The organism is Marinobacter sp. DS40M6 (genome assembly GCF_028581595.1).
GTDB lineage: Bacteria > Pseudomonadota > Gammaproteobacteria > Pseudomonadales > Oleiphilaceae > Marinobacter > Marinobacter salarius.
Map to the genome: position 1 here is coordinate 209840 of NZ_JAFCAE010000005.1, position 23848 is coordinate 233687.

The following is a 23848-nucleotide window of genomic DNA, read 5'->3' on the forward strand; positions in this document are numbered from 1 at the left end:
AGGATGTTACCTCGCATTGCGAGGCAACAGGCGGCATTGGTCAGTTACGGGAGATCAGGGTGCCGACACCTTCATCCGTGAAGATTTCCAGCAGCGTTGCATGGGCTACGCGGCCATCAATGATGTGGGAGGTTCGAACACCATTCTCCACAGCGCTCAGGGCGCAGCGGATCTTGGGCAGCATACCGCCGTGGATGGTGCCATCGTCTATCAGCTCGTTGACCTGTTTTGCGGTCAATCCGGTCAGCACTTTGTCTTCCTTGCTCTTGAGGCCGGACACATTGGTTAGCAGGATCAGCTTTTCTGCCTTCATGGCTTCCGCCACCTTGCCCGCTACCAGATCGGCGTTGATGTTGTAGGACGCACCATCGGGACCAACACCAATCGGAGCGATCACCGGAATAACATTGCTACGGGTGAGCATGTCGATCACTTCCACGTTCACGCTGGCAACTTCGCCCACGTGACCGATATCAATGATTTCCGGACGCTGCAGCTCCGCGGAACGGTTCATGACTTCCAGCTTGCGGGCGCGGATCAGATTGGCGTCCTTTCCGGTCAGGCCAACTGCTGTACCGCCATGGGAGTTGATTAGCGAGACAATCTGCTTGTTAACCTGGCCGCCCAGCACCATTTCCACCACGTCCATGGTCTGGCTATCGGTAACGCGCATACCGTTCACAAAATTGGATTTGATGTTGAGGCGCTCGAGCAATTCACCGATCTGGGGGCCGCCACCGTGGACCACAATGGGGTTGATACCCACCAGCTTCATCAGAACGACATCACGGGCGAAGCTGCTTTTCAGCTCCTCATTTTCCATGGCGTTGCCGCCGTATTTGATCACCACCGTTTTTCCGGTAAACCGCTGGATATAGGGCAGCCCCTTACTCAGTACGGCCGCCACCTGCATTGCTGTTTCACGATCCAGAGCCATTCATCTTGCCTTGTTAGTCAGAAAAGTCGGTTCATTATTTCAGAGCTGTCAGAAATCCGCGACAAGGTCCGGAGCCGCCTTTTGAAGCTGCTCACGGAATACCGCCTTGATACGCTCGAGCGCCTCTTCGGTTTCAGCCTCGAAGCGGAGTACCAACACCGGTGTGGTGTTGGAAGCACGGCACAGGCCCCAGCCATCGGTAAATTCAACGCGGATACCGTCAATGGTGCTGATGTTTCCGTCACCGAAGTCCCCTTCGCGGCCCAGCTTTTCCATCAATGGGAACTTGGTCTCGTCGGAGACCTCCACGTTCAGCTCCGGGGTGCTGATATCTTCGGGGAAATCCTCAAAGACCTCATCGCAGTGCCGGTCTTCGATGCCAAGGATTTCCAGCAATCTGGCAGCGGAGTACAAGCCGTCATCAAAGCCCATCCAGCGTTCGCCGAAGAAGATATGCCCGCTCATTTCACCCGCCAGCAAGGCACCGGATTCCTTCATCTTGGCCTTCATCAACGAGTGACCGGTTTTCCACATGATTGGCCGGCCACCAGCCTCGGAGATCACACCCGCAAGGCGACGGCTGCACTTTACGTCGTACAGCACATCGGCACCGGGGTTGCGCGACACCACATCCCGGGCAAAAAGCATCAGCAGGCGGTCCGGCCAGATGATTTTCCCGGTGTTGGTCACAACGCCCAGGCGGTCGCCGTCGCCATCGAAAGCCAGGCCGATATCGGCGCCTTCGACCTTCACGCGCTCGATAAGGTCCGCCAGATTTTCCGGCTTGCCAGGATCGGGGTGATGATTGGGGAAATTACCATCCACCTCACAGTAAAGCGGTATCACTTCGCAGCCCAACTCTTCGATCAGTAGCGGTGCAAGCTCTCCGGCGATGCCATTTCCAGCATCCAGCACCACCTTCAAGGGCGCCGCAACCGCAATGTCACCCACGATACGATCCAGATAAGCGCGGCGCACATCCTCTGAAGACTGGGCACCATGGCCACTGGCAAAGTCACCCGTACGGATTCGCTGCAGCAGTTTCTGGATTGCCTCGCCGGACAGGGTTTCGCCACCCAGCATGATCTTCAGACCGTTATAGTTGGCCGGGTTGTGGCTGCCGGTCACCATAACACCGGAACCGTTATCCAGCTCGTGGGTCGCAAAGTAGAGTACCGGGGTGGGCACGGCCCCCACATGGATGACGTTGCATCCAGTGGCCATGACGCCCCGCGCCAGCGCATCGGCCAGGTCGGGGCTGGAATGCCGGCCATCGTACCCGATGCACAGACTGTCCACTCCCCGCTCAATAGCCTCACTGCCGATGGCACGGCCGATGACGGTGACAATATCCGCCGTCAGGGTATCGCCAACAATGCCACGAATGTCGTAGGCCCGGAATATGGTGTCTGAGACCTCGGCCTCAGGCAGGCTGACCTCTTCGACGTCTGGCGTATCGTCAAGGCCATCGGACCCGCCAAAGCCCAGCACATCGTCATCGCCATCAAGCATATCTATGTCCAGTACGTCCTTGTCCTGGAACAACGGCTCATCGGCGGTTGATGGGGATGGCTGCCGACTGCCCGGTTTCGGCCGCGCCGATTCACCGGCCTTGGCAACCCGTTTTTCCACCATCTGGGCGAGCCGGTGCAGCACTTCAGCCGTCGACGCCACCATGTCCCACTTCAACGTCGGTGGCTTCACCCGCTCACCACCAAAGACCTTATGGGCCCACTGGATAACGGCCGTTACGTCCTGTCGCAGCCCTTTCTGGGCATTGCCGAGCAAGACCCAGACAATGATTGCGGCGACCAGGGCCGGAACAAGCGCAAACACAATAGCCATCGTGCCACTGAAAAGCGGCGCGGGGGCAGTGGCAGGTTTGTATCGGAGCTTCCAGTCAGGGTTGACAAGATCCCGCTCGTACGTCGGGCCATTGCCACTACCGCGGCTGACGATGTTGCGGGTTGAACCATTTACCGACTGAACAAGGGAAAACTCTCCGCCCAATGCCGAGTTAACACCGGTCATCAGGGGTTGCAGCCGTGCGGCATCAAACACCACCAGGACACTGCCAGTGACGGCTCGACTCTGGGGGTTGCGAACCGGGGTCGACATCTGCAGATACCACTGGCCGTTGCGCGGAAACGCATCCGGGAAAAGCCTTTGCCCCGTCTCGGCGCGACGAGCAAGGTCCAGGCCGGAAAAACCCAGTGTGGGTTCGGAGGAGGTACGGGGAATGTCTCCGTAGGGGAAAAGGTAGACGGCCTCAATATCCGGCAACACCTTGGCAAGATTTGCTGCGGCGGCACTCAGAGAAGCCTCCCCTCTCAGGGCGGCGCGCACATAATCCTGATCGGCGACACCCTCAACCGTGGACTGCAGCAAGGCAAGCTGCTGATTGACGCGCACGGCCACGGCGTCTGCCTCCAGGGCAGCCTGACTGTCGTAACGACGGGACTCTGCCGGAACCGCCAACAGAAAATACAGCAATGCTGCCGAAGCCACGCCGGCAAGCACCACCACGACAGCCTGGGAAACGGCAACGGACGTCAGCCGTTTATGCCGTGGGCCGGTGGCTGATTTTTTCTCCTTGCTCTGTTTTTTTGTCTGCTTCCCGTCCGGTTTGGCATCGGGTGCAGCGTCCTCAGAGTTCTTCTTTTTACCAAGCTTCATAGTCCATCCTGCAGGTGTTATTCGCCCGAATTCTTCAATTATCAGGGAAGTATAGACCCTGAGCAGCGATCTGCGCCTGACGCCTCATCGCGTTCCCGTGGAACCAAAGCCGCCGTCACCTCGCACGCTGGCGTCAAAGGAAGACACCACTTCGAAGTCTGCCTGTACCACTGGCACCAGCACCAGCTGCGCAATACGCTCACCCACATCGATGGTGAACTCGCTTTGCCCCCGATTCCAGCAGGAAACCATTAACTCGCCCTGATAGTCGGAATCGATCAGGCCCACCAGATTGCCCAACACAATGCCATGTTTGTGGCCGAGACCGCTGCGGGGAAGAATCATCGCTGCCAACGAAGTATCCGCGATGTGAATCGAGAGTCCGGTCTTTATCAGTTCGGTCTGCCCCGGCTTCAGTGTGAGCGGTGCGTCCAGACAGGCGCGCAGGTCCAGCCCTGCAGAGCCATCCGTCGCATACTCGGGAAAAGGGACTGAACGACCGATCCGGTCATCCAGAATGCGTACCTGAAAGGTTTTGCGGGTCATTGAGTTTCCTTGTTACAGAGCGCCGGCTGCGCCAGCCTTTGATTTGAGGTGTTCGCCAATCAGTGCCATCAGTCGCTGAGCGATGGCCACCTTGGTGTCAGGCCCGATCGCCTCCTGGCCCTGGGCCCAGAAAGCAATCACTGCGTTACTGTCACTGTTGAAACCCAGCCCTGGCGTAGACACGTCGTTGGCCACAATCATATTCAGCTTTTTGCGTGTCAGTTTGTCGAGGGCATAATGCTCTACGTCCCGGGTTTCTGCCGCAAAACCCACGGTAAAGGGCGCATCGGCACGCGCAGCTATGGCAGCAAGGGTATCGGGATTACGCACCAGCGACAGACTCATGCCTTCATCCGTTTTCTTGATCTTGTCGCCAGCACAGCTGTCGGGGCGATAATCCGCCACCGCCGCCGTCGCAATAAACAGGTCGCAGCCTTCATCCACAGCGCCACTGGCACACTCCAGCATGTCTTGCGCGGTTGTCACACCGCGAACCTCAACACCCGCCGGCGCTTCGATGGACACCGGACCACTGACAAGGACGACGTCCGCACCGGCCATTCTTGCGGCTGAGGCCAACGCATACCCCATTTTGCCAGAGCTGTAATTGCTGATATAGCGCACCGGGTCAATCGGCTCCCGCGTAGGGCCCGCGGTTATAACCACACGCCGGCCCGCCAGCGGGCCTTTGGTGGCACCGGAAATCAGGTCAAACAACACAGTGGGCTCCAGCATTCGGCCCGGCCCGACATCACCGCAGGCCTGCGCGCCCTGGTCGGGCCCCAGGAGGGTCACCTGGGCATCCGCCGCCAGCAGCTCAATGTTTCTCTGGGTTCGGCGATTACCCCACATGGCTTGATTCATCGCCGGAGCCACTGCAATGGGGGCCTCTGTGGCACAACAAAGCGTGGTCAGAAGATCGTCAGCCATGCCCTGGGCCAGGCGGGCTATGAAATCCGCGGAGGCGGGCGCAATCACTACCTGATCGGCCCATTTTGCCAGTTCGATATGCCCCATTCCGGACTCTGCTTCCGGATCCAGCAAAGAGGTTCTGACCGGCTCACCGCTAAGCGCCTGAAACGTCAGTGGTGTCACGAAGGCCTCGGCACCACGGGTCATCACAACCCGTACCTCGTGACCGGATTTTTTTAGCAGGCGAACCAGTTCTGCGCTCTTGTAGGCAGCGATGCCACCGGTCACGCCCAGCAGAATTCGTTTAGCGGCCATCAACGGCTCCGTATTCATCACGAAATGAAAGGCTTATAAGATAGCATGCCAGAGCGCTGCCGGCAGCCTCACAGCCATGCTAGAATTCCAGCCGTTCACCGGGCGACCCCCACCCCGGTATTTAAGGCGCAGGATGCGCGCAATAACGGTAGAAAGGACTCCACCATGTCACATTCAGACTGGCCCACCGACGAACGCCCGAGGGAACGCCTGCTGGCCCACGGCGCCAACAGCCTGTCGGACGCGGAACTGCTGGCCATTTTTTTGCGAACCGGCACTGCCGGCATGCCCGTGATGGCGCTCGCCCGCCATCTCACCGAAGCCTTCGGTGGCCTGCGAGGATTGATGACCGCTTCGCGCAGGCAATTCTGCGACGTCAAAGGGCTCGGTACTGCAAAGTACGCCCAGGTCCAGGCGGCTATGGAAATGGCCCGACGGGTCATGGACGAGCCACTTCGCCAGGGGGACCCATTGCGCTCGCCGGAGGATACCCGTCGTTTCCTGTGCAGCCGCCTTGGCACCTACCCCCACGAGGTTTTCTCAGGCCTGTTTCTGGATAACCGGCATCGGGTGATCCGCTATCAGGAGTTGTTCCGGGGGACCATTGACGGCGCAGCTGTCTACCCGAGGGAGGTGGTCCGGCAAGCCCTGGAGTTTAACGCAGCGGCGGTTATATTCGCCCATAACCACCCGTCAGGGGTCGCAGAGCCCAGCCAGTCGGACATTTCACTGACCCGGAGATTGAAAGAGGCACTGGAGTTGGTGGATATCAGGGTTCTTGACCATATGGTTGTCGGCCATGGTGAGGTAATATCACTTGCAGAACGGGGACTGATGTAAAGGGGCTGATGTAAACCTGTTGGCGCTTCATCGGAAAACTGGCCAAATTCCCAACAAATTTTTGCGTTGGGGAGGCAGTTCTGGTATAAAAGCGTCCCTTTCTGGCGGCGTCTGGCGAGCAGCGTGCATTTTTTGAGGCGCAGGTAGCAACCAGAGACCCGATTAAACGATTTAAATACGCATTTTCAGGACCAAAGCTCAGGTCGGAGGCAAGTATGTCCAGAGTCTGTCAGGTTACCGGTAAGCGACCGGTCACCGGTAACAACGTTTCTCACGCGATGAACCACTCACGTCGTCGTTTTCTGCCCAACCTGCAGAACCATCGCTTCTGGGTTGAATCAGAGAAGCGCTTCGTAAAGCTGCGCGTATCCACCAAGGGTATGCGTGTTATCGACAAAAAAGGCATTGACGCTGTGCTGGCCGATCTTCGTGCCCGCGGCGAGAAATTTTAAGGAGCCGCATCATGCGCGAGAAAATCAAGCTGGTTTCATCAGCAGGTACTGGTCACTTCTACACGACCAAGAAGAACAAGCGTAACACCCCGGAAAAAATCGAGATCAAAAAGTACGATCCGGTTGTCCGCAAGCATGTTGCGTACAAGGAAGCGAAGATCAAGTAAGATTTTCGTTACCCAAGAAACCCGGCCATGGCCGGGTTTTTTTGTGCCTGGCCTTAAAATGTTTCCAGATACCCTTTGGGCAACTTGATGTCCATGGCGATCGGCAAATGATCCGACACCGGATAGCTGACCACCTCTGACCGTCGTATCTCCAGGCTTGGGCTGACCAGTATGTGATCCAGCGCCCTCTCCGGTCGCCAACTCGGAAAACTGTGGGCCGTCTCGGGCAGCGGGACCAGGTTCGAATGCTTCAGCGGCGTATTGCTCAACAACTGCTCTGCGTGGTTATTCAGATCCCCCATGAGAACCACATGCTGATACTCGGAAATCAATTCCTGAATATACGCCAGTTGCCGCTGCTGAGCCGCTTTGCTGAGCGAGAGGTGCATCATCACCAACACCAGGGGGTCTTCCTCTGCCCCGTAACGGGCGATAATGGCACCCCGCCCCGGAATCAGTCCGGGCAACCGGTGCTCCTTCACATCCAGCGGACGATAACGACTCAGCAGGCCATTGCTGTGCTGAGCCAGCTGCCCAAGGTTCCGATTGAGCTGCTGGTACCAGTAAGGAATGCCTGAAGCCTCGGCCAGATACTGAACCTGATTGATGTAACCACTGCGCAGACTGCCACCATCACACTCCTGCAGGGCGACCACATCGTAGTTACTCAGCAGGGTGGCGATACGGTCCAGGTTCTGGATGCGGTTGCGGTGAGGCAGAAAGTGCTGCCAACTCCGGGTGAAGTAGTGGCGGTAGGAGGAGGTGTTGATGCCGACCTGGATATTGAAGGTCAGCAGCCGGATGTGACGATGCGCCTCAAACTCGGGAACGTGCTCATCGCCAGAACAAGCCCCGCGCGGGCCGTTCGTCGACCTGAGGATACCATTCAGCTGCTTGCGAATACGGTTGTACATGATGGCAGCTCAGACTCCTGACAAGGCCCGGTCACGGCCAGCGGACCGGGCCCATGCATTTACTCGGCCTGACCAGCACGCTCCTGCTCAATCAGGTAATCGACAACCTCCAATGCCGCTTCATGGCTACCCGCCATGGAAGCCGTAACCCTGTACTTGCCATTCACAAGCATAGTCGGTGTGCCGGTAACACGCGCACCCCGAATCTTGGCCTGAGCCTGCTGCATTTTGGCATTAACACCGAAACTGTTGTAATTCTTGAGGAATTCTTCGCCGTCGACACCGTGCCCGGCCACGAAATCAGCAAGAGCTTCACCCGAATTCAGCGGGCGACGCTCTCCCGCAAGCGCATCGAACAGTGCGTCATGAACCTTGTCCAGTTCTCCCATGGCTTCCAGCGCGTAAAAGGCCTTGGCATGGGGCTCCCAGGAGCGGCCGAGGGCCGCAGGAATTTTCACGTAGTTGACGTCTTCAGGCAGATCTTCCGCCCAGCTTTCGACCAGCGGCTTGAAGGTGTAGCAGTGGGGGCAGCCATACCAGAAGACCTCAGCCACCTCGATACCACTCTCACTGGCGGTTCTCACCGGGGTATCCAGCACCTGATAGTGCGTCCCTTCTTCCCAGTTGGCGGCGCTGGCCTGCGCAATAAACGACATGGCCAGGATGGATAGTGCGGCGTTCCGGATTAATCGGATCATTCATGGTCTCCGGTTATCTGATTGGATGATGTGAAAGGATTATGACCCAGCAGGCACGAAAAGTTCCACCGGGCATGGATTAAACAGCAGCAACTCATAAAAAACCCCGCATCAGCGGGGTTTTTTTCAGCCGTAGCGCGTGTCAGAGGTTACTGAAGACCGGACACGTAGCTCGAAACGGCCTTGATCTCAGAGTCGGTCAACTTGGCGGCGACATCCATCATGATGGATGCGTTCTGGCCAGCATCACGCTCACCGTCTCGATATGCCTTGAGCTGCTTTTCGACGTACTCGGCGCTCTGACCACTGAGCCTGGGGTAGCCGGCAGGCCCATTCCCCATGCCTCGAGGATTGTGGCATCCGGCACACGCCGGCACGCCAGAAGCCATGTTGCCACCGCGGTAAAGCATCTGCCCCTCTTCAACCAGATCGGGGTTGGCCTGGGCCACGGTAATGTCCTGACTGTCGAAATAGGCCGCAAGATCCTGCAGATCCTGGTCAGACATGTCGCTCAAAAGGCCCGTCATTTCGGCAATTTCACGCTTGCCTTCCTTGATCGCAACCAATTGCTGGTACAGATACTCTTCGCCAATGCCCGCCAATTTCGGGTAAACCGCCATGACCGGCTTGGCACCACCCTGGCCATGACATCCGGCACACACCGCTGCATTTGCTTCGCCTGCTTCAGGATCTCCCGCCCCGTGAGCCATCGCTGTGAGGCCAACACCGAGAACAACTCCTGCGATCAGTTTTTTCATGCTCGCTCCGCTTCTCTCATCCAAAAGTATTCTTCGTTATGCAGCCGGCAGGCACTGGCCAAGAAGGCACAAACCGGGGCTGTTCAGCAGCAACGCTCAGCGTACTGCCCGGATTTGGTGTAGCATTATACATTAATCCCTGATAACTGAAATCCAATAGGAATACCAACACCCGTGTCATCAGACCTGACTCAAAAAAGCCTCTCGTTCAACAGCGCCCGGTTCCTGATCAGTGCCTCACGCTTGGAGGAATGCCCTCCGGACCACGGTTCCGAGGTGGCCTTCGCCGGCCGCTCGAACGCGGGCAAATCCAGCGCCATCAATTGCATCACCACCAACGGCAAGCTGGCCCGTACCAGTAAGACCCCCGGGCGCACCCGGCTGATCAATTTCTTCTCACTCAACCGGGAAAACTGCCGGATGGTCGATCTGCCCGGGTACGGTTACGCCAAAGTGTCCCGGGATATGAAAGACGACTGGCAGAAACATCTGGGCCACTACCTGAATGATCGCCGCTGCCTGCGGGGGCTGGTACTGGTCATGGATATACGCCACCCATTAACGGACTTCGACCAAATGATGGTGGAATGGTGCGAACATAACAACCTTCCACTGATGATTCTTGCCACCAAGGCCGACAAGCTGAAATTTGGCCAGGCCAAAACGGCCATGATGGGCATTGCCAAAAAGTTGGAAGAGTTCCAGTGCGTGGAGCACCTGATTATGTTCTCGGCAACGTCAAAACGGGGAGTCGAAGAGTGCCGGGAGGCACTGACCGCCTGGCTGGAAACCGAGGACTAACTAGAGCGTGCCTCCACGCTCTATCCGGTAGCCCAGATCGATACGCGGCTCGGTGATGCCGGCACCGCCCAGGCGGGCCAGCAGCTCCTGGGCCGCCCTCTGGCCCACGGCCTCTCGTGGTGTGATCACACTCGCCAGGGGAGGTACCATCACACGGCCAACGTCGTGACCATGGAAACCGGCGATCGCAATCCGCTCTGGCACCGGAATACCCCGGCGCTGACACTCGAAAAACGCACCAATCGCAACGTCATCGTTGGTGCAGAAGATGCCATCAACGTCCGGATTCTCCTCCAGTATCCGCGCCATCAGGGTGGCACCCACACTAAAAGACGAGCGTTGCTCGCTGCGCAGGGTGACTGGCGTCAGCCCCTGCTCTTCCATTGCCCGGCTGTACCCTTCCTGACGTTGCAAGGTACGGGCATCCAGCCGCACGGCGAGATAGACCACGCGCCTGCGTCCAAGCCGGATCATCTCCCGCACCATGTCATAAGCCGCGCTGACGTTATCAAACCCGACAGCCTGCTCGAACGGGGTCGAATGCGTGTCCATGATTTCCACGGTGGGCACCCCAGCGGTCTGAAGCATCCTCAGCGTGCGGCCCGTGTGCTGACTCTCGGAGAGAATCACGCCGTCCACGTTGTAGGACAGCAGCGATGACAGACTGCGCTCCTCAATCTCGGGGCTGTAGCCGTAGTGAGACAGCATCAGGTGGTAACCGGCGGGCTCGGTAACCGCTTCCACACCCTTGATCACATCCGCAAAGACCTGGTTGGTCAGGGACGGAAGCAACACACCAATGGCGTGGCTGGTGGACTTGGACAACAGGTCCGGCGCGCGATTGGGGATATACCCCAGTGCTTCGGCTTCGGCAAAGATCCGCTCCCGCATAGGCTTGGAGACATTGTCTGCACCACGAAGGCAACGGCTGACCGTCATCTTGGTGGCACCAACCCGGTCCGCAATGTCCTGCAATGTGGGACGTTTGTTCTTTACCATTTACGGCTCCAGCCAGAACGTTCAAAGAGGCCTATCATACCCGAGCCCGACAAGGCAGTGACGGATCACTTGCTCCGGCGTACCGGAGACATCGACGGCCACCGCGTTTTCACCCGGCCCCGGCTCCTCCAGCAAATGGAACTGGCTCTCCAGCATCGCGTGACCATTGAAGTAATGATCGGTTCGGCTGGAGTGGCGCGCCCAGATGGTTTCAAAATCCCCCTTGAGATAAACGAACCGGGTTTCCGGGCTGCCCCCCTGCAAACGCTTGCGGTAGACGCGCTTCAAGGCGGAACAGGCCAGCACCAGGCCACCCTCTTCCCGCCGGATCAACTTGGCGAGGTCATCCAGCCAACCGAGACGATCCTCATCGGTCAGCGGAATACCGGCTGCCATTTTCTCCACGTTGGCACGGCTGTGGTAATCGTCCGCGTCGAAAAACGGAACGCCGAGTTCCTGTGCAAGCCTGGCCCCGGTGAGGCTTTTGCCACACCCGGACACGCCCATCACCACGATTTTTGGTGTCTTTGGTGTCATCCTTTCACTCATGTCACTGCCACCATAGCGCCAATTGAGGGAACACAATCAGCAGACCAAGGGCGACCACCTGAAGCGCGATAAACGGCAGCAGGGCACGGAAGATCTCCCCCAGGGAGATGTCTTTTGGCGTCACGGTCTTGAGATAGAAGGCCGCCGGGCCAAACGGCGGTGACAGGAAGGACACCTGCATGTTCATGCAGAACACCACCCCGAACCAGATCGGGCTATAGCCCAGTTCCGTCACAATCGGCACGAAGATCGGCATGGTGAGCAAGGCAACGCCGACCCAGTCCAGGAACATACCCAGGATGAGCAGGATCAGCATCATGAACAGGATCGTCGTCAGGCCATGGCCACCGCTGACGGCGAAAACCATGTCGCGGACGAAATCGATACCGCCCATGAGGTTGTAGACGCCCACCAGAGCGGTTGCGCCGATACCAATCCAGATAATCATGCCGCACACCCGCAGCGTGCTGATGGTGGCCTTGCGCACCATGGCAAGGGACAGCTCACCACGAATCCAGGTGCTGATGGCAATACCCATCACACCCAGGGCCGAGGCTTCCGTGACCGACGCCACACCGCCATAGATGCTGCCCAGCACCACAACCACGGACAGCAGGGGAAACAGCAGTGCCTTGAAGAAATTCGGCATTGGTGTTTCAGGTGTGTCCTGATCCGAGGGCAGCGGCGCCATCTCCGGCTTCAGCCAAACCCGGATCAACACATACCCCATATAGAGCAGCGCCAGTATCAGTGCGGGCAAGAAAGCCCCTTTGAAGAGGTCGCCGATGGACACGTTGGCGGTCAGCCCGTAGATAATCAGTACGATACTGGGAGGCAGCATGGTGCCGAGTGCCCCACCGGCACAGGTGGTGCCGATGGCGAGTTTGCGGTCGTACCCCAGGCGCAGCATTTGCGGCAGCGCCAGGATGCCCAGCAACACCGTCTCGCCACCGATCACACCGGACATGGAGGCGAGGATCACCGCCACCACCAGCGTCTGGATGGCCACACCACCTCGGAGTTTGCGACCCAGGCGGGCCATGGCATCGAACAGGTCCCGGGCAATGCCGGAATGATCCAGCAGCGAGGCCATCAACACGAACATCGGCACCGCCAGGAACACATAGTTGCCGATAAAGCTGTACAGACGGCTGCTGACAATGGGCAGGGCATCCGGGCCAAACCAACCGAGCGCGAACACAAGAGCGACCAGACCGGTGGCAAACGCCAACTGCATACCGGTCAGGAGCAATACAATCAGCATGACAAGCATCAACAGGCTGCCATAGCCGATACCAAGGGAGGCCAGTTCAAACATCATTTATCTCCCTTGCCACGAAGGTCGCGAATAAGGTGCAACAGGAACTGAAGCGTCATGACCGCCACCGCAATCAGGATGACCACCTTCAGCAGCGCGGGAAACGGCGGGTTCCAGGCAGAGCCGGAGGTTTCCAGTCGCCAGCCACCCCAGGGCGCCCGCACGGCTTCGGTCGCCATCGACCAGCTGGCGAACAGCAGCATGCCGCAGAAGGCAAGTCCCAGCAGATGGTGGACAACCCGCAACCAACGCTGGGCACGGTGAGAGACGGCGTCATAGATCAATACAATACGCACGTGTCGATCGGTAGCCAGGGCATAAAGCCCGCCAATGACAAACAGTGTGGCACCTGCAAAGGTCACGGTTTCGTGCACCCAGAGCGTGGGGGAATCAAACACATAACGGCGGACAATCTCGTAAAACGACACCACGACAATCGCGGCAAAGACCAGGCTCAGCCTCTTGCCAAGCCAGACAATGGCCTTGTCCAGCCAGGTAAACCCGACATCCTCGCCCTTATCAGGCTGGATATCTTCGCGATCAGAACCGGACGCCGGGGCATCTGTGTTGTTTTCAACGGACATAATGAACTCCTCGCTCCGGGGCCTTAGGGCGCCCGGAGGCTGATATCGAGGGAACCTGTTTTAGAGGAGGCCCTGGGACTCCAGGTACTCAGTCACCGACTGGTAGACCTTCTCGGCATTGGGCGACTGTTCTGCGTAGACCTGCCACTGGTCACGGGCAATGGTGCGGAACTTCCGACGCTCTTCGGCGGACCAGTCGTGGATGGTAATGTCCGGGTTGGCCCGGGCTTCGTTGACAGCTTCACGATCGGCCATCGCCAACTGGGTGCTGATATCCTGGGCAAAGTCTCGGGCGGATACCGTCATGATGGCCTGAATGTCCTCTGGCAGCTTGTTCCACTCCTTGAGGTCCATCGCGATTTCAATCAATGGCAGCGAATGGAAACCAGGGTTGACCGGGTGCGGCGCAATCTCGTTCAGACCGGCCTCATGGTTGGTGGAAAACACGGTGTAGTCCGCGGCATCAATCACACCCTTGCTCAACGCCGTGTAGACTTCAGACCCCGGCAGGTTCACGGGGGATGCGCCCGCGGCGGCAAAGACAGACTGCACCAGCCCTTCCGGTGCGCGCATCTTCAGCCCCTTGAGATCCTCGACGCCATCCAGCGGTTTCTTCGACACAAACGACTCCACGCCGGTACCGCCACCGCCGACAAATTTCACGCCATAGGGCTTGTAGAGCTCGTTCATCAACTCATAGCCGCCACCATGGTTGATGTAATCAATGAGCTGGTCCGGGCTGGACCAGGCGCCAACGGTGTTGCCGATCAGGCCGAATGCAGGATCCTTTCCCGAGAAATACCCGGTCACGGAAATATGGCCATCCAACACGCCCATTTTCATGGCGCCGAGGGTTTCGGTGTGGCTGACAACGCTACCCACCGGCAGCAGGTCAATCTCGACACGACCACCGGTCATCGCTTCTACCCGGTCGGCCCACGCCTGCTGGATCTCGAAGTTCTTGACGCCGGAAGGATCTGAAGACTGGAACTTGAAGGTGAAATCGGCGGCAAGGGCATTGCACGCCAGGGTGGCTGACAGAAGGCCAGCTGCGAGTCTTGTCGGGAACATATTGGTATCTCCTGATTGTTTTTGTGCCGGCGCATGTTACCGGTAACATTCACGAGTTTATTGGATTTAAAACGCTCTGACAAGGATGCAATGGAAGGTCGGTTTGGGGTTATGAGGGGAGGGCTGGCATAAAAAGCCGACCTGCCAGAAGACAGGCCGGTGAAACGTCAGGGTTTGCGACGTGCTAAAACCTGAGAACTCACTCAGGAGACACCGAGAATGTCCGAATCCCCGATGTCGTAACTATTGACACGCCAATTGATCAAAAGTTCCTCAATGATTCCAGATGGGTTCGCCCTGCCCTGAAACCGATGCGTCAGCCGCATCCGGCAAACGCGGACGATACTTCTCCCGCAACGTCATCACCTGCTCCCGGTAATCCGCCGTCAGATAGGGAATCTCCAGGGTCAGCACCTGATAGATGCCCTGCTTCAGCTCGGTCAGAGTCAGGCTCGCAGAGGCCTCAGAGGCGTGGGCGGTTTTCAGGAAAGCCATCCAGTTGGTAATGACCAACCATACGTTCAGGGACATCGCGGAACGCAGCTCTTCAGGCTGAGGCTCGATAATTCCCGCCTCCGCCAGCTTCTCGAATATCCGGCTGATCGCCGCCAGACAGCGGTTGGTGAACTCGCGGTAGTCCTGGCGCAGGCGTTGATCACTGTCGAGCAGGTATTCCAGGTCGCGGTGAAAAAACCGATAGCTCCAAAGGCCATCGAACACCGATTCGAGATAAAAGGTCAGGTCATCCAGAGTAATGGGCCGGTTCTCCGGGATATCCAGGTAAAAATCCACCAGCTTTTCATACTCGAGAAAGATCTCGTAAATGATGTCGGACTTGTTACGGAAGTGGTAATACAGGTTGCCCGGCGATATCGCCAGGTGGGCGGCGATATGGTTGGTGGTTACGTTGCGCTCTCCTCTTTCGTTGAACAGATCAAGGCTCGAAAGAAGAATCTTGTCTCGGGTTTTCATAGGCTCAGCAATGCGTGTTGTTGTGTGGGTGCCTGTGCTTTGGCGCTGCGATCCGTGGATGGCCCGATCAGCCATTAGGGCCAGCTTGACTACCTAGAGTATATACTCTAATAATAGCCCCAAGCGCAAACTGAATACTTTTTCACCACCGCATTCAGGAGCTGTCACAGGCTCCACGAACAATAAGGGCGGCGACCCGGCAGGCCGGGGCCGCGAGGAGAGAGCGATATGGTAGCCACCGTTGTCCAGCTGACTGAAAGCAAGAAGCACATCCAGCACACCCACCGTGTGTTTGAGGACCAGAAGAAGGCGTTTCGCAACAACCCGATGCCGTCGCTAACCGAGCGTCAGGAGAATCTGAAGCGCCTCAAGCGCGTACTGCTGTCCAATCAGGATCGGTTACTGGACGCCATCGACCGGGACTTCAGCTGTCGTTCGAAGGACGAATCGCTGATTGCGGAAGTGATGCCGTCCATTCAGGGCATCAACTACACCCTGAAAAACCTGGAAGGCTGGATGAAGCCCTCCAAGCGGCATGTGTCCGTGTTGTTCCAGCCCGCCAGCAACCGCGTTCACTACCAGCCTAAGGGTGTTGTGGGCGTCATCGTGCCCTGGAACTACCCTCTGTATCTGGCCGTTGGGCCGTTGGTGGCCTCACTGGCTGCGGGTAACCGTACGATGATCAAGATGTCGGAGTTCACGCCGCACACCTCTGCTTTGTTCAAGGAGATTGTCGAATCTGCGTTTCCGGAGGACCTGGTCTGTGTGATTAACGGTGAGGCGGATGTCGCCGCAGACTTTTCCAGCCGGCCCTTCGATCACCTTCTGTTCACCGGCTCCACGTCGGTGGGCAAGCTGGTGATGCGGGCAGCCGCGGAAAATCTCACGCCGGTGACTCTGGAACTGGGCGGCAAGTCGCCTGCCGTCGTATCGCCGGATGTTCCGATGGAAGACGCCGCCCAGCGTATCGCTTTCGGCAAGGCACTTAATGCGGGCCAGACCTGTGTGGCACCGGATTATGTGTTGTGCCCGGCAGACCGTGTGCAGGCATTTGTGGATGAGTATCGCCATCAGTTTGCGGCGATGTATCCGAGCCTGCGGGATAACGAGGATTACACGGCGATTATCAATGAGCGCCAATATGACCGCCTGCAAGGCTATCTTGACGATGCGCGGGAAAAAGGGGCCGAGCTGATTGAGATCAATCCGGCCAATGAGAACCTGAAGGATGGCACCCGCAAGATGCCGATTACGCTGGCGCTGAAGACCACGCCGGATATGAAGATCATGCAGGATGAGATTTTCGGGCCGATTCTGCCGATCATCAGCTATGGCAACCTGGATGAGGCGATCCATTACATTAATGACCGTCCTCGCCCGCTAGCGCTGTATTTCTTCGGTTACGACAAGTCGATGCAGGAGCATGTGGTCAACCAGACACATTCCGGTGGCATGTGCATCAACGATGCACTGATGCACGTTGCCCAGGATGACCTGCCATTTGGTGGTATCGGTGATTCGGGGATGGGGCATTACCACGGCAAGGAAGGTTTCCTGACGTTCTCTCATCAACGGGCGATTTTCAGTAAGCAGAAGTTCAACAGTGGCAAGTTTGTGTATGCGCCGCACGGAACGACGGCTCACAAGATGGTATATAAGTTGTTTATTCGGTGACTTGGGTGCTGGTCGCCGGCCAAAAAAAGACAATAAGAACAAGAGAGTCGTTATGCCTGAAAGCCTTTCTCGATCCGTGCAAACGGACCTTTCCGATTCCGCCATGGACCGTCGGAGTTTTCTCCGGACCGGGCTTGGTGGAGCCATGTTCCTCGGCACGGTGAGTGTGACCGCTGGCCTGTCCGGCTGTGCAACCGCGCCCGCCGGGCGGGACTATCCGATGCCGGGGGCGATGGACCAGAGCTACGAGTTCCAGTTCCTGACCCGCGACGACATTGTGTTGTTCCAGGCATTGCTACCAGCCATGGTGGGCCCCGGGCTGACTGAGGAGCCCGTGGTTCGCCGCCAGCAGATTCAGGCGACGATTGAGCGCATTGATGCCGGGATTCATCAGTTCGGACCCGCCAACCAGAAGGAGTTGCGGGGTCTGTTTGACCTGCTGAACTTCGGGCTGACACGGGTGACGGTTGCCCGGATCTGGTCGAGTTGGGAGAACGCCAGCACGCAGTCCGTGGATGCCTTCCTTGAGCGCTGGCGCACCAGTGGTGTTGGGCTGTTCAACAACGGCTACATCGCCCTGACCAAGGTCAGTAACGTGGCGTTCTATGGCCACGAAGACCACTGGCACCTCTCCGGCTACCCCGGACCACCCGCCTGGGCCGTGGACGCCCTGCCCCAGTTCAAAGACAACGCCTGAGCCAACCGGAGCATTATTATGTCGTTAACGGATCGTATCGCCCGTGGGCTTGAGGCTGGCTGGAAGGTCACCGACGGCGCCACCCTGACACAGAACCAGACCCACGAAGCCGATGTGGTGATCATCGGCACCGGCGCCGGGGGCGGCACCACGGCGGAGATTCTGGCGAAAGCCGGGCTGTCGGTGATTCTGGTGGAAGAAGGCCGTCTGTATCACCAGAAAGACTTCAAAATGAACGAGCTGGACGCCTATGCCTCCCTCTACCAGGAAGGCATGAGCCGGGTCACCAAAGACGGAGCAATCGCCATTCTTCAGGGCCGGTGTGTGGGCGGCTCTACCACAGTGAACTGGACGTCCAGCTTCCGTACACCGGCACCGACGCTGAATCACTGGGCCAGCCGTTTCGGGCTCGACGACCTGACCCCGGCATCCATGAAGCCCTGGTTCGACGGCCGCGAGCAACGACATAACATTGAGCCCTGGCTGGCCGAGCCTAATGTGAACAACGACATCCTGCGCCAGGGTTGCGAGGCGCTGGGCTGGTCCTGGGAGGTGATCCCACGCAACGTCAAAGGCTGCTGGAACCTGGGTTACTGCGGCGTGGGCTGCCCCACGAACGCCAAACAGGGGGCTCTGACCACCACTATTCCCGGCGCCCTGGACAACAATGCCCGACTGTTCCACGGCCTGCGGGCCGACAAACTGGTGATGGAGCAGAACAAAATCAGCCACCTTCAGGCCTCGGCCATGGCGGCGGACGGTGTCACCCCGTCTGGCGTCACCGTGGAACTGCGAGCCCGGCATTTCGTGGTGGCCGCCAGCGCCATCGGCTCACCTGGCCTGCTGCTGCGCTCAGACATTCCCGACCCCTACGACCGCATTGGCAAGCGCACCTTCCTGCACCCGGTCAATGCCACCATCGCGGAAATGCCTGACACCGTCGATCCTTATTACGGTGCACCTCAGTCAATCTATTCCGACGAATTCAACTTCTCCCAGGGCGTCGACGGCCCCGCCGGCTTCAAACTGGAAGTACCGCCCCTGCACCCGGCCATGTCCGCCGGCGTGGTTCCCGGCCACGGCGAACAACAGATCCGCGACCTGTCGAAACTGCCCCGGCTGAACTCCGTCATCGCCCTGCTGCGCGACGGCTTCCATCCCGACAGCGTCGGCGGCACCGTCAGCCTCCGCGACGACGGCAGCCCGATCCTGGACTACCCCGTCAGCGACTACCTCTGGAAGGGCCTGAAAGACGCCTTCTACAAAATGGCCGAGATCCAGTTCGCCGCCGGCGCCCAGAAAGTCCGCATCATGCACCTGGATTCCCCCTGGTACACCTCGTGGGCCGACGCCAAAGCCGGCATCGACAACCTCGCCATGGAACCCCACCGCGTCCGCCTGTTCACCGCCCACCAAATGGGCGGCTGCGGCATGGGCCGCAACCCGGAAGAATCCGTCGTCAACGGCTTCAGCGAACACCACCACGTGGCCAACCTCAGCGTCCACGACGCCTCGATCTTCCCAACAAGCATTGGCGCGAATCCGCAATTGTCGGTTTATGCATTAGCTGCAAGAAATAGCACTAGGCTGGCTCAGAAACTCAAGGTGTAAACCCAAAAGAGACCGCCGGAAAGGTGGATTCGGTGAAGAAACTAGGCAGGTGTGAAACCGGGGGTGCCGCGTGAGGATGACCTTCCAGGATTGTGTAAAGCCAAGGATGGCTTTACTCAAGCGCACATGGATGTGCTCGTAGCGTATCCTGGAAGGCCATCCTCATGCGGCACATGCACCAAAGCGAGCAATCCAAAGTCAGCAGCCCGCAGAAGTGAGGGATTAGGGAACATTTTGGTTCAAGACGAAGGCTGCTATCCTGTGCGCTTCCGGTGAAAAGGAGCTCCGAATGCCAAAAGTCATCTACCCGGGTACGTTTGACCCGATCACCAACGGCCATACCGACCTCATCGAGCGCGCAGGCCGGCTCTTCGACGAAGTCGTCGTCGCCATCGCCTACAACCCCAAGAAGTCCCCGCTACTGACATTGGAAGAACGCTGCGTGCTGGTGGAAAAAGCCACCTCCCACCTGCCCAACGTCAGCGTCACCGGCTTCAGCAACCTGCTCGCCGATTTCGTCCGGGAACAGAACGCCACCGTAATCATCCGCGGACTGCGAGCTGTCTCCGACTTCGAGTACGAATTCCAGCTAGCCGACATGAACCGCCGCCTGGCGCCGGAAGTGGAAAGCGTGTTCCTGACACCCTCCAACCACCTGTCGTACATCTCCTCCACCCTGATCCGCGAAATCGCCTCACTGGGCGGTGACGTCTCCGAATTTGTCGACCCGGCTGTGGAAGCTGCACTCAAACAGAAATTCATCAAGGACTGACAGACGGGAAAGTGCTGCCCATCCCGGGCAGCACAGAACAACGGATCAGAATATCGGTGGCAGCGGGATCACGTTGCCATTGATGTCCAGGGCCAGATCTTCCAGTGTGCCCTGGATTCGCAGCCGGTCACCCTCCTGCACCACCATGCCCTGCTTGATCAAAGGCGCAACCTGCATCCCCAGCTCCGGATGCTGCTCCACCAGAGCCAGCGGCATGCTGACATCCAGATTGCCGGTCAGCTGCTGCATCACCATCATCATCTGGTCTTTCTCGTCGTCAGACAGCGACGGGTGCTGCACCATGATCTCGCCATTGACCGGGCCATAAGGCGTGGCAAAGGACAGCTCCGGAAACCCGAACGAGAAACCGTTGGCCGCAAGGCCCAGCATGGCCTGATTGATGCGATTCATGGATTCCATCTGCTGCTGCATCATGGCACTCGAATCGCCGCCTGCGGTGTTCAGGGCAGCCGCCTGCATGTCCGTCATTGCCGTTGTCAGGTCACTCCAGCTTTGCACGTCCAGGCCACTTAACACCATTTCCATACGGTGAGGGCCGAAGCTCTCGTCGTCCGCCGTTACCTTTTCCAAAGTAACGACAGCCTCGGAATCAATGCTCTTGCCGTCATCGTCGGTGGTAGTCTCACCACTCATCGAAAAGTCATCAAAGCGAAGGGTCGGCTCGCCCCGTGCCGCCACTTCAAGTCGCGCCAGCGACATGTCCCCGTCACCCAGCCAGACGTCGCCTGTCAGGTGTTCCATGGTCTGTTCAAGGCGAAAATCCTCGATACTGATGCGCAGGTCTGGCCCCCGAATCACGGCGCCCGGCCAAAGCATGAGGATATCAGCCTGTGAACCGTTGCCACTGATTTCTGCTCGGCTAAAGCTTTCCGACATATCAAAGGACTCGCCGGTTTCCTCGTCGATCACACTCACAGCCGGCACGGAAAGCTCGGCGATCGCCGTTCCCCACAGGCGGGTCTCCAGGGTCAACCGGGGCTTTTCGTCGGGGAAGATCTTCTCAACTTCAGCGCCAAGCTCAGGAGGCGGGGTAAAATCAATCAGGCTGCCGGTAACCCCATGGCTTACCCGGGCCTGATAGTCGAATGAGTGCTCGTCACCGGTGTCCGGATCCTGGATCGTGATGGTGCCGGCGAACTCGGCTCCCATGTAGCCCCTGTTATAATCGCGGGTTTGCAGCTTGAACAGGGGCTGCGCCTGATTAACGTCCGCAGTGACCCTCTGCCACTGCTGTTCGGTTACATATCCAACGGCCCAGGGCGCAGCCACACCAACCGCCAGTACGGCTGCACCGGCAACCATCCATTGTTTCTTCAACAGCCTTTACTCCATTACAGCGCCCACATCGCCTCCACTGGGGCAGGCGCATGCGGGTTATCGTTATTTCCCGGTCAGGCGTTCAAGCAGGACCAGTTGCGACGCCAGGCGATCCTCGCCCTCGGCTGCCTGATTCTGAATGTAACTACCGTCCGGCTGCAAGACCCAGGACTGGCAATTGTCCGCCAGATAGGTGTCCAGGTCTTCGCGGACGCGGGCAATCAACGCCGGATCCTCAATCGGAAACGCCGTTTCCACGCGGCTAAGCAGGTTCCGTTCCATGCCGTCGGCGCTGGACCCATAGACTTCCGGCCGGCCGTTGTTGCCGAAATAGTAAACCCGGGTGTGCTCGAGGAAACGGCCAATGATGGAGCGCACCCGGATGTTGTCCGACAGCCCCGGCACTTCCGGCCTCAGGCAGCAGATACCGCGGATGATCAGGTCGATTTTCACGCCTGCCTGGGACGCACGATACAACGCCTTGATCAACTCTCGCTCAGTGAGGGCGTTAAACTTGAAAATAATCCGGCCTTTGGGCCCCAGTTCCGCTTCACGGTCCACCAGGCCCAGAAGACGGGTATGGAGTGTGAAGGGTGAGTGAAACAGTTTCTTTATTTTCAAGGCCTTGCCCATGCCCGTCAGCTGTTGGAACAGCTTGTTGACGTCATCACCGATGGATTCGTCGCTGGTCATGTAGCTGTAATCGGTATACAGGCGGGCGTTACCGGCATGGTAGTTCCCGGTACCCAGGTGTACGTAACGCCTCAGTTTTCCTTCCTCACGGCGCACGATCAGGATCATCTTGGCGTGGGTCTTGTAACCCACCACCCCGTAGACCACGATCACACCCGCTTCCTGCAGCCGGCTGGCCAGCTCCAGGTTTTCCGCCTCGCTGAACCGGGCCCGCAGTTCGATGATCGCAGTCACCTCCTTGCCACGCCGGGCTGCATCCATCAGCGCTTCGACAATTTCCGAGTCGGCACCGGTGCGATACAGGGTCTGACGGATAGCCAGGACCTGTGGGTCTTTTGCAGCCTGCCGCAACAGGTCGGTCACGGGACTGAAGTTTTCATAGGGATGCAGCAACAGCAGCGGGCGCTTGCGGATGGCATCGAACATGGATTCCTTGGCACGGATCTGCCTGGGAATCGACGGCGAAAAACCCGAATAGGTGAGGTCCTGGCGATCCACCAGCCCACCGACGGCCATCAAACGTGTCAGGTTGACCGGGCCGTGAACCTGATAAAGGTCACGATCCGTCAGTCCAAACTCGCGCAGCAGAAAATGCACCAGTTCTTCCGGGCAGTTGTCCGCCACTTCCAGCCGCACGCCGTCACCGAAGCGCCGGCTCAGCAACTCGCCGCGCAGGGCGGAGGCCAGATCTTCAAGGTCGTCTTCCAGTTCAAGGTCGGCGTTGCGGGTCAGGCGGAACTGATAGCAGCCTTTCACCTCCATGCCTGGGAAGAGCTCATCGGCATGGGCGTGAATCATGGAGGACAGGAACACCAGGTTGTCGCCACCGTTACAAACGTCATCCGGAAGCCGGACCAGACGCGGCAGCGAACGTGGCGCAGGCACGATGGCCATCCCGGTTTCGCGACCGAAGGCATCCTTACCGTCCAGCTCAACAATGAAGTTCAGGCTTTTGTTGACCAGGCGCGGGAACGGGTGGGAAGGGTCCAGCCCGATGGGGCTGACCACCGGCAGGATTTCCTCTTCGAAGTAACGGCGCACCCAGTCGGCCTGAGCTTCCGTCCATTCACGACGCCGGACGAAGTGAATGTTTTCCTGCTCCATCTCGGGGATCAGCACGTTGTTCAGGATGTCGTACTGTTCCCGGATGTACTCATGGGCCACCCGGCTGATTTCGCCCAACACCTGCTCCGGCATCATGCCGTCGGAGCCCAGGGTTTCACGGCCATACTTGATCTGCTGGCGCAGGCCCGCCACCCGGATCTCGAAGAACTCGTCCATGTTGCTGCTGAAAATGCAGCAGAACATCAGCCGGTTAATCAACGGATGCGTGGTATCCAGAGCCTGTTTGAGCACCCGGTAGTTGAACTGAAGCTGGCTCAGTTCGCGGTTGAAATAATTTTCCTGGGCGGCGACATCAACTTCCACGCCGGGGGATGGTGCTTCCACGGGAGCCGGCACGTCCGGAACATCGACAGCCTTTAGCTTGTTTGCAGATTCAGTAGTCATTGCTTACTGCTTCCATTTATCAGAGGCCTTAAGGCACCCTGCTGT

At 58.3% G+C, this 23848-nt stretch carries 23 protein-coding genes; 8 read left to right on the forward strand and 15 right to left on the reverse strand.

Translation table 11 applies throughout. The features are described 5' to 3' along the window. Positions 1–40: 40 nt before the first annotated feature. The 4 genes from argB to coaBC all read right to left on the reverse strand — a co-directional run bounded on the left by argB (position 41) and on the right by coaBC (position 5386). Entirely contained in the window at positions 41–937 is an 897-nt protein-coding gene (gene argB, locus JJO78_RS14750) for an acetylglutamate kinase (protein ID WP_007153745.1), read from the reverse strand. A gap of 48 nt (positions 938–985) precedes the next feature. Then, the gene (locus tag JJO78_RS14755) at positions 986–3613 is read right to left on the reverse strand and encodes a phosphomannomutase/phosphoglucomutase (RefSeq protein WP_075194214.1); all 2628 of its coding nucleotides are present in this window, start codon (positions 3611–3613) and stop codon (positions 986–988) included. 84 nt (positions 3614–3697) lie between these two features. Further along, positions 3698–4159 carry a dUTP diphosphatase gene (dut, locus tag JJO78_RS14760; protein WP_007153743.1) on the reverse strand — a complete coding sequence of 154 codons (462 nt, stop codon included), beginning with the start codon at positions 4157–4159 and terminating at the stop codon, positions 3698–3700. Between the two features lie 12 nt (positions 4160–4171). Continuing rightward, positions 4172–5386 carry a bifunctional phosphopantothenoylcysteine decarboxylase/phosphopantothenate--cysteine ligase CoaBC gene (gene coaBC, locus JJO78_RS14765; protein ID WP_091642504.1) on the reverse strand — a complete coding sequence of 405 codons (1215 nt, stop codon included), beginning with the start codon at positions 5384–5386 and terminating at the stop codon, positions 4172–4174. A gap of 165 nt (positions 5387–5551) precedes the next feature. Here coaBC and radC point away from each other — a divergent pair, with 165 nt between their 5' ends. The 3 genes from radC (at position 5552) to rpmG (ending at position 6845) form a co-directional block, all read left to right on the forward strand. Next, positions 5552–6226, forward strand: coding sequence for a RadC family protein (gene radC / locus JJO78_RS14770; protein ID WP_036210865.1), 675 nt, complete (start codon positions 5552–5554; stop codon positions 6224–6226). A 215-nt stretch (positions 6227–6441) separates the two neighbouring features. Beyond that, positions 6442–6678 carry a 50S ribosomal protein L28 gene (gene rpmB, locus JJO78_RS14775; protein WP_027829915.1) on the forward strand — a complete coding sequence of 79 codons (237 nt, stop codon included), beginning with the start codon at positions 6442–6444 and terminating at the stop codon, positions 6676–6678. 11 nt (positions 6679–6689) lie between these two features. Further along, positions 6690–6845 (forward strand): 50S ribosomal protein L33, encoded by a 156-nt coding sequence (rpmG, locus tag JJO78_RS14780; RefSeq protein WP_008173465.1) that lies wholly within the window; start codon positions 6690–6692, stop codon positions 6843–6845. A gap of 53 nt (positions 6846–6898) precedes the next feature. On the opposite strand, the gene JJO78_RS14785 is transcribed toward rpmG, so the two are convergent. From JJO78_RS14785 to JJO78_RS14795, 3 genes are all read right to left on the reverse strand, one after another. Then, complete coding sequence (locus JJO78_RS14785) at positions 6899–7759, reverse strand: endonuclease/exonuclease/phosphatase family protein (RefSeq protein WP_036210862.1); 861 nt, start codon at positions 7757–7759, stop codon at positions 6899–6901. 59 nt (positions 7760–7818) lie between these two features. After that, a complete protein-coding gene (locus JJO78_RS14790) occupies positions 7819–8457 on the reverse strand; it encodes a thiol:disulfide interchange protein DsbA/DsbL (protein ID WP_036210859.1) in 639 nt (212 codons plus the stop codon). Between the two features lie 149 nt (positions 8458–8606). Continuing rightward, positions 8607–9215: a c-type cytochrome gene (locus tag JJO78_RS14795; protein ID WP_036210856.1), complete on the reverse strand. Its 609-nt coding sequence runs from the start codon at positions 9213–9215 to the stop codon at positions 8607–8609. A 174-nt stretch (positions 9216–9389) separates the two neighbouring features. Between JJO78_RS14795 and yihA the strand changes: the two genes are divergently transcribed. Beyond that, on the forward strand, positions 9390–10016 hold the full coding sequence (gene yihA / locus JJO78_RS14800) for a ribosome biogenesis GTP-binding protein YihA/YsxC (RefSeq protein WP_036210853.1): 627 nt from the start codon (positions 9390–9392) through the stop codon (positions 10014–10016). Here the strand turns inward: yihA and JJO78_RS14805 are convergent, their stop codons facing one another. The 6 genes from JJO78_RS14805 to JJO78_RS14830 all read right to left on the reverse strand — a co-directional run bounded on the left by JJO78_RS14805 (position 10017) and on the right by JJO78_RS14830 (position 15509). Next, a complete protein-coding gene (locus JJO78_RS14805; protein WP_075194212.1) occupies positions 10017–11015 on the reverse strand; it encodes a substrate-binding domain-containing protein in 999 nt (332 codons plus the stop codon). It abuts the gene before it with no gap. Between the two features lie 21 nt (positions 11016–11036). Next, positions 11037–11564 carry a gluconokinase gene (locus JJO78_RS14810; protein ID WP_226909980.1) on the reverse strand — a complete coding sequence of 176 codons (528 nt, stop codon included), beginning with the start codon at positions 11562–11564 and terminating at the stop codon, positions 11037–11039. 1 nt (position 11565) lies between these two features. Further along, complete coding sequence (locus tag JJO78_RS14815) at positions 11566–12885, reverse strand: TRAP transporter large permease (protein WP_227544075.1); 1320 nt, start codon at positions 12883–12885, stop codon at positions 11566–11568. Further along, positions 12882–13466 (reverse strand): TRAP transporter small permease subunit, encoded by a 585-nt coding sequence (locus tag JJO78_RS14820; RefSeq protein ID WP_075194211.1) that lies wholly within the window; start codon positions 13464–13466, stop codon positions 12882–12884. Before JJO78_RS14820 ends, JJO78_RS14815 begins: the two co-directional genes overlap by 4 nt. Positions 13467–13526: 60 nt before the next feature. Next, the gene (locus JJO78_RS14825) at positions 13527–14537 is read right to left on the reverse strand and encodes a TRAP transporter substrate-binding protein (protein ID WP_075194210.1); all 1011 of its coding nucleotides are present in this window, start codon (positions 14535–14537) and stop codon (positions 13527–13529) included. 273 nt (positions 14538–14810) lie between these two features. Further along, a complete protein-coding gene (locus JJO78_RS14830; protein ID WP_075194209.1) occupies positions 14811–15509 on the reverse strand; it encodes a TetR/AcrR family transcriptional regulator in 699 nt (232 codons plus the stop codon). A 228-nt stretch (positions 15510–15737) separates the two neighbouring features. On the opposite strand from JJO78_RS14830, the gene JJO78_RS14835 reads away from it, so the two are divergent. The 4 genes from JJO78_RS14835 (at position 15738) to coaD (ending at position 20263) form a co-directional block, all read left to right on the forward strand. Then, entirely contained in the window at positions 15738–17183 is a 1446-nt protein-coding gene (locus JJO78_RS14835; protein ID WP_036210839.1) for a coniferyl aldehyde dehydrogenase, read from the forward strand. Positions 17184–17235: 52 nt separating this feature from the next. Then, entirely contained in the window at positions 17236–17880 is a 645-nt protein-coding gene (locus tag JJO78_RS14840) for a hypothetical protein (protein ID WP_051947069.1), read from the forward strand. Positions 17881–17898: 18 nt separating this feature from the next. After that, a complete protein-coding gene (locus JJO78_RS14845) occupies positions 17899–19491 on the forward strand; it encodes a GMC family oxidoreductase (RefSeq protein WP_075194208.1) in 1593 nt (530 codons plus the stop codon). Between the two features lie 289 nt (positions 19492–19780). Further along, complete coding sequence (gene coaD, locus JJO78_RS14850) at positions 19781–20263, forward strand: pantetheine-phosphate adenylyltransferase (RefSeq protein WP_075194207.1); 483 nt, start codon at positions 19781–19783, stop codon at positions 20261–20263. A gap of 45 nt (positions 20264–20308) precedes the next feature. On the opposite strand, the gene JJO78_RS14855 is transcribed toward coaD, so the two are convergent. Beyond that, a complete protein-coding gene (locus JJO78_RS14855) occupies positions 20309–21601 on the reverse strand; it encodes a DUF945 family protein (protein ID WP_226909981.1) in 1293 nt (430 codons plus the stop codon). Positions 21602–21664: 63 nt separating this feature from the next. Then, positions 21665–23803 carry a polyphosphate kinase 1 gene (gene ppk1, locus JJO78_RS14860; protein WP_036210827.1) on the reverse strand — a complete coding sequence of 713 codons (2139 nt, stop codon included), beginning with the start codon at positions 23801–23803 and terminating at the stop codon, positions 21665–21667. Between the last annotated feature and the right edge of the window lie 45 nt (positions 23804–23848).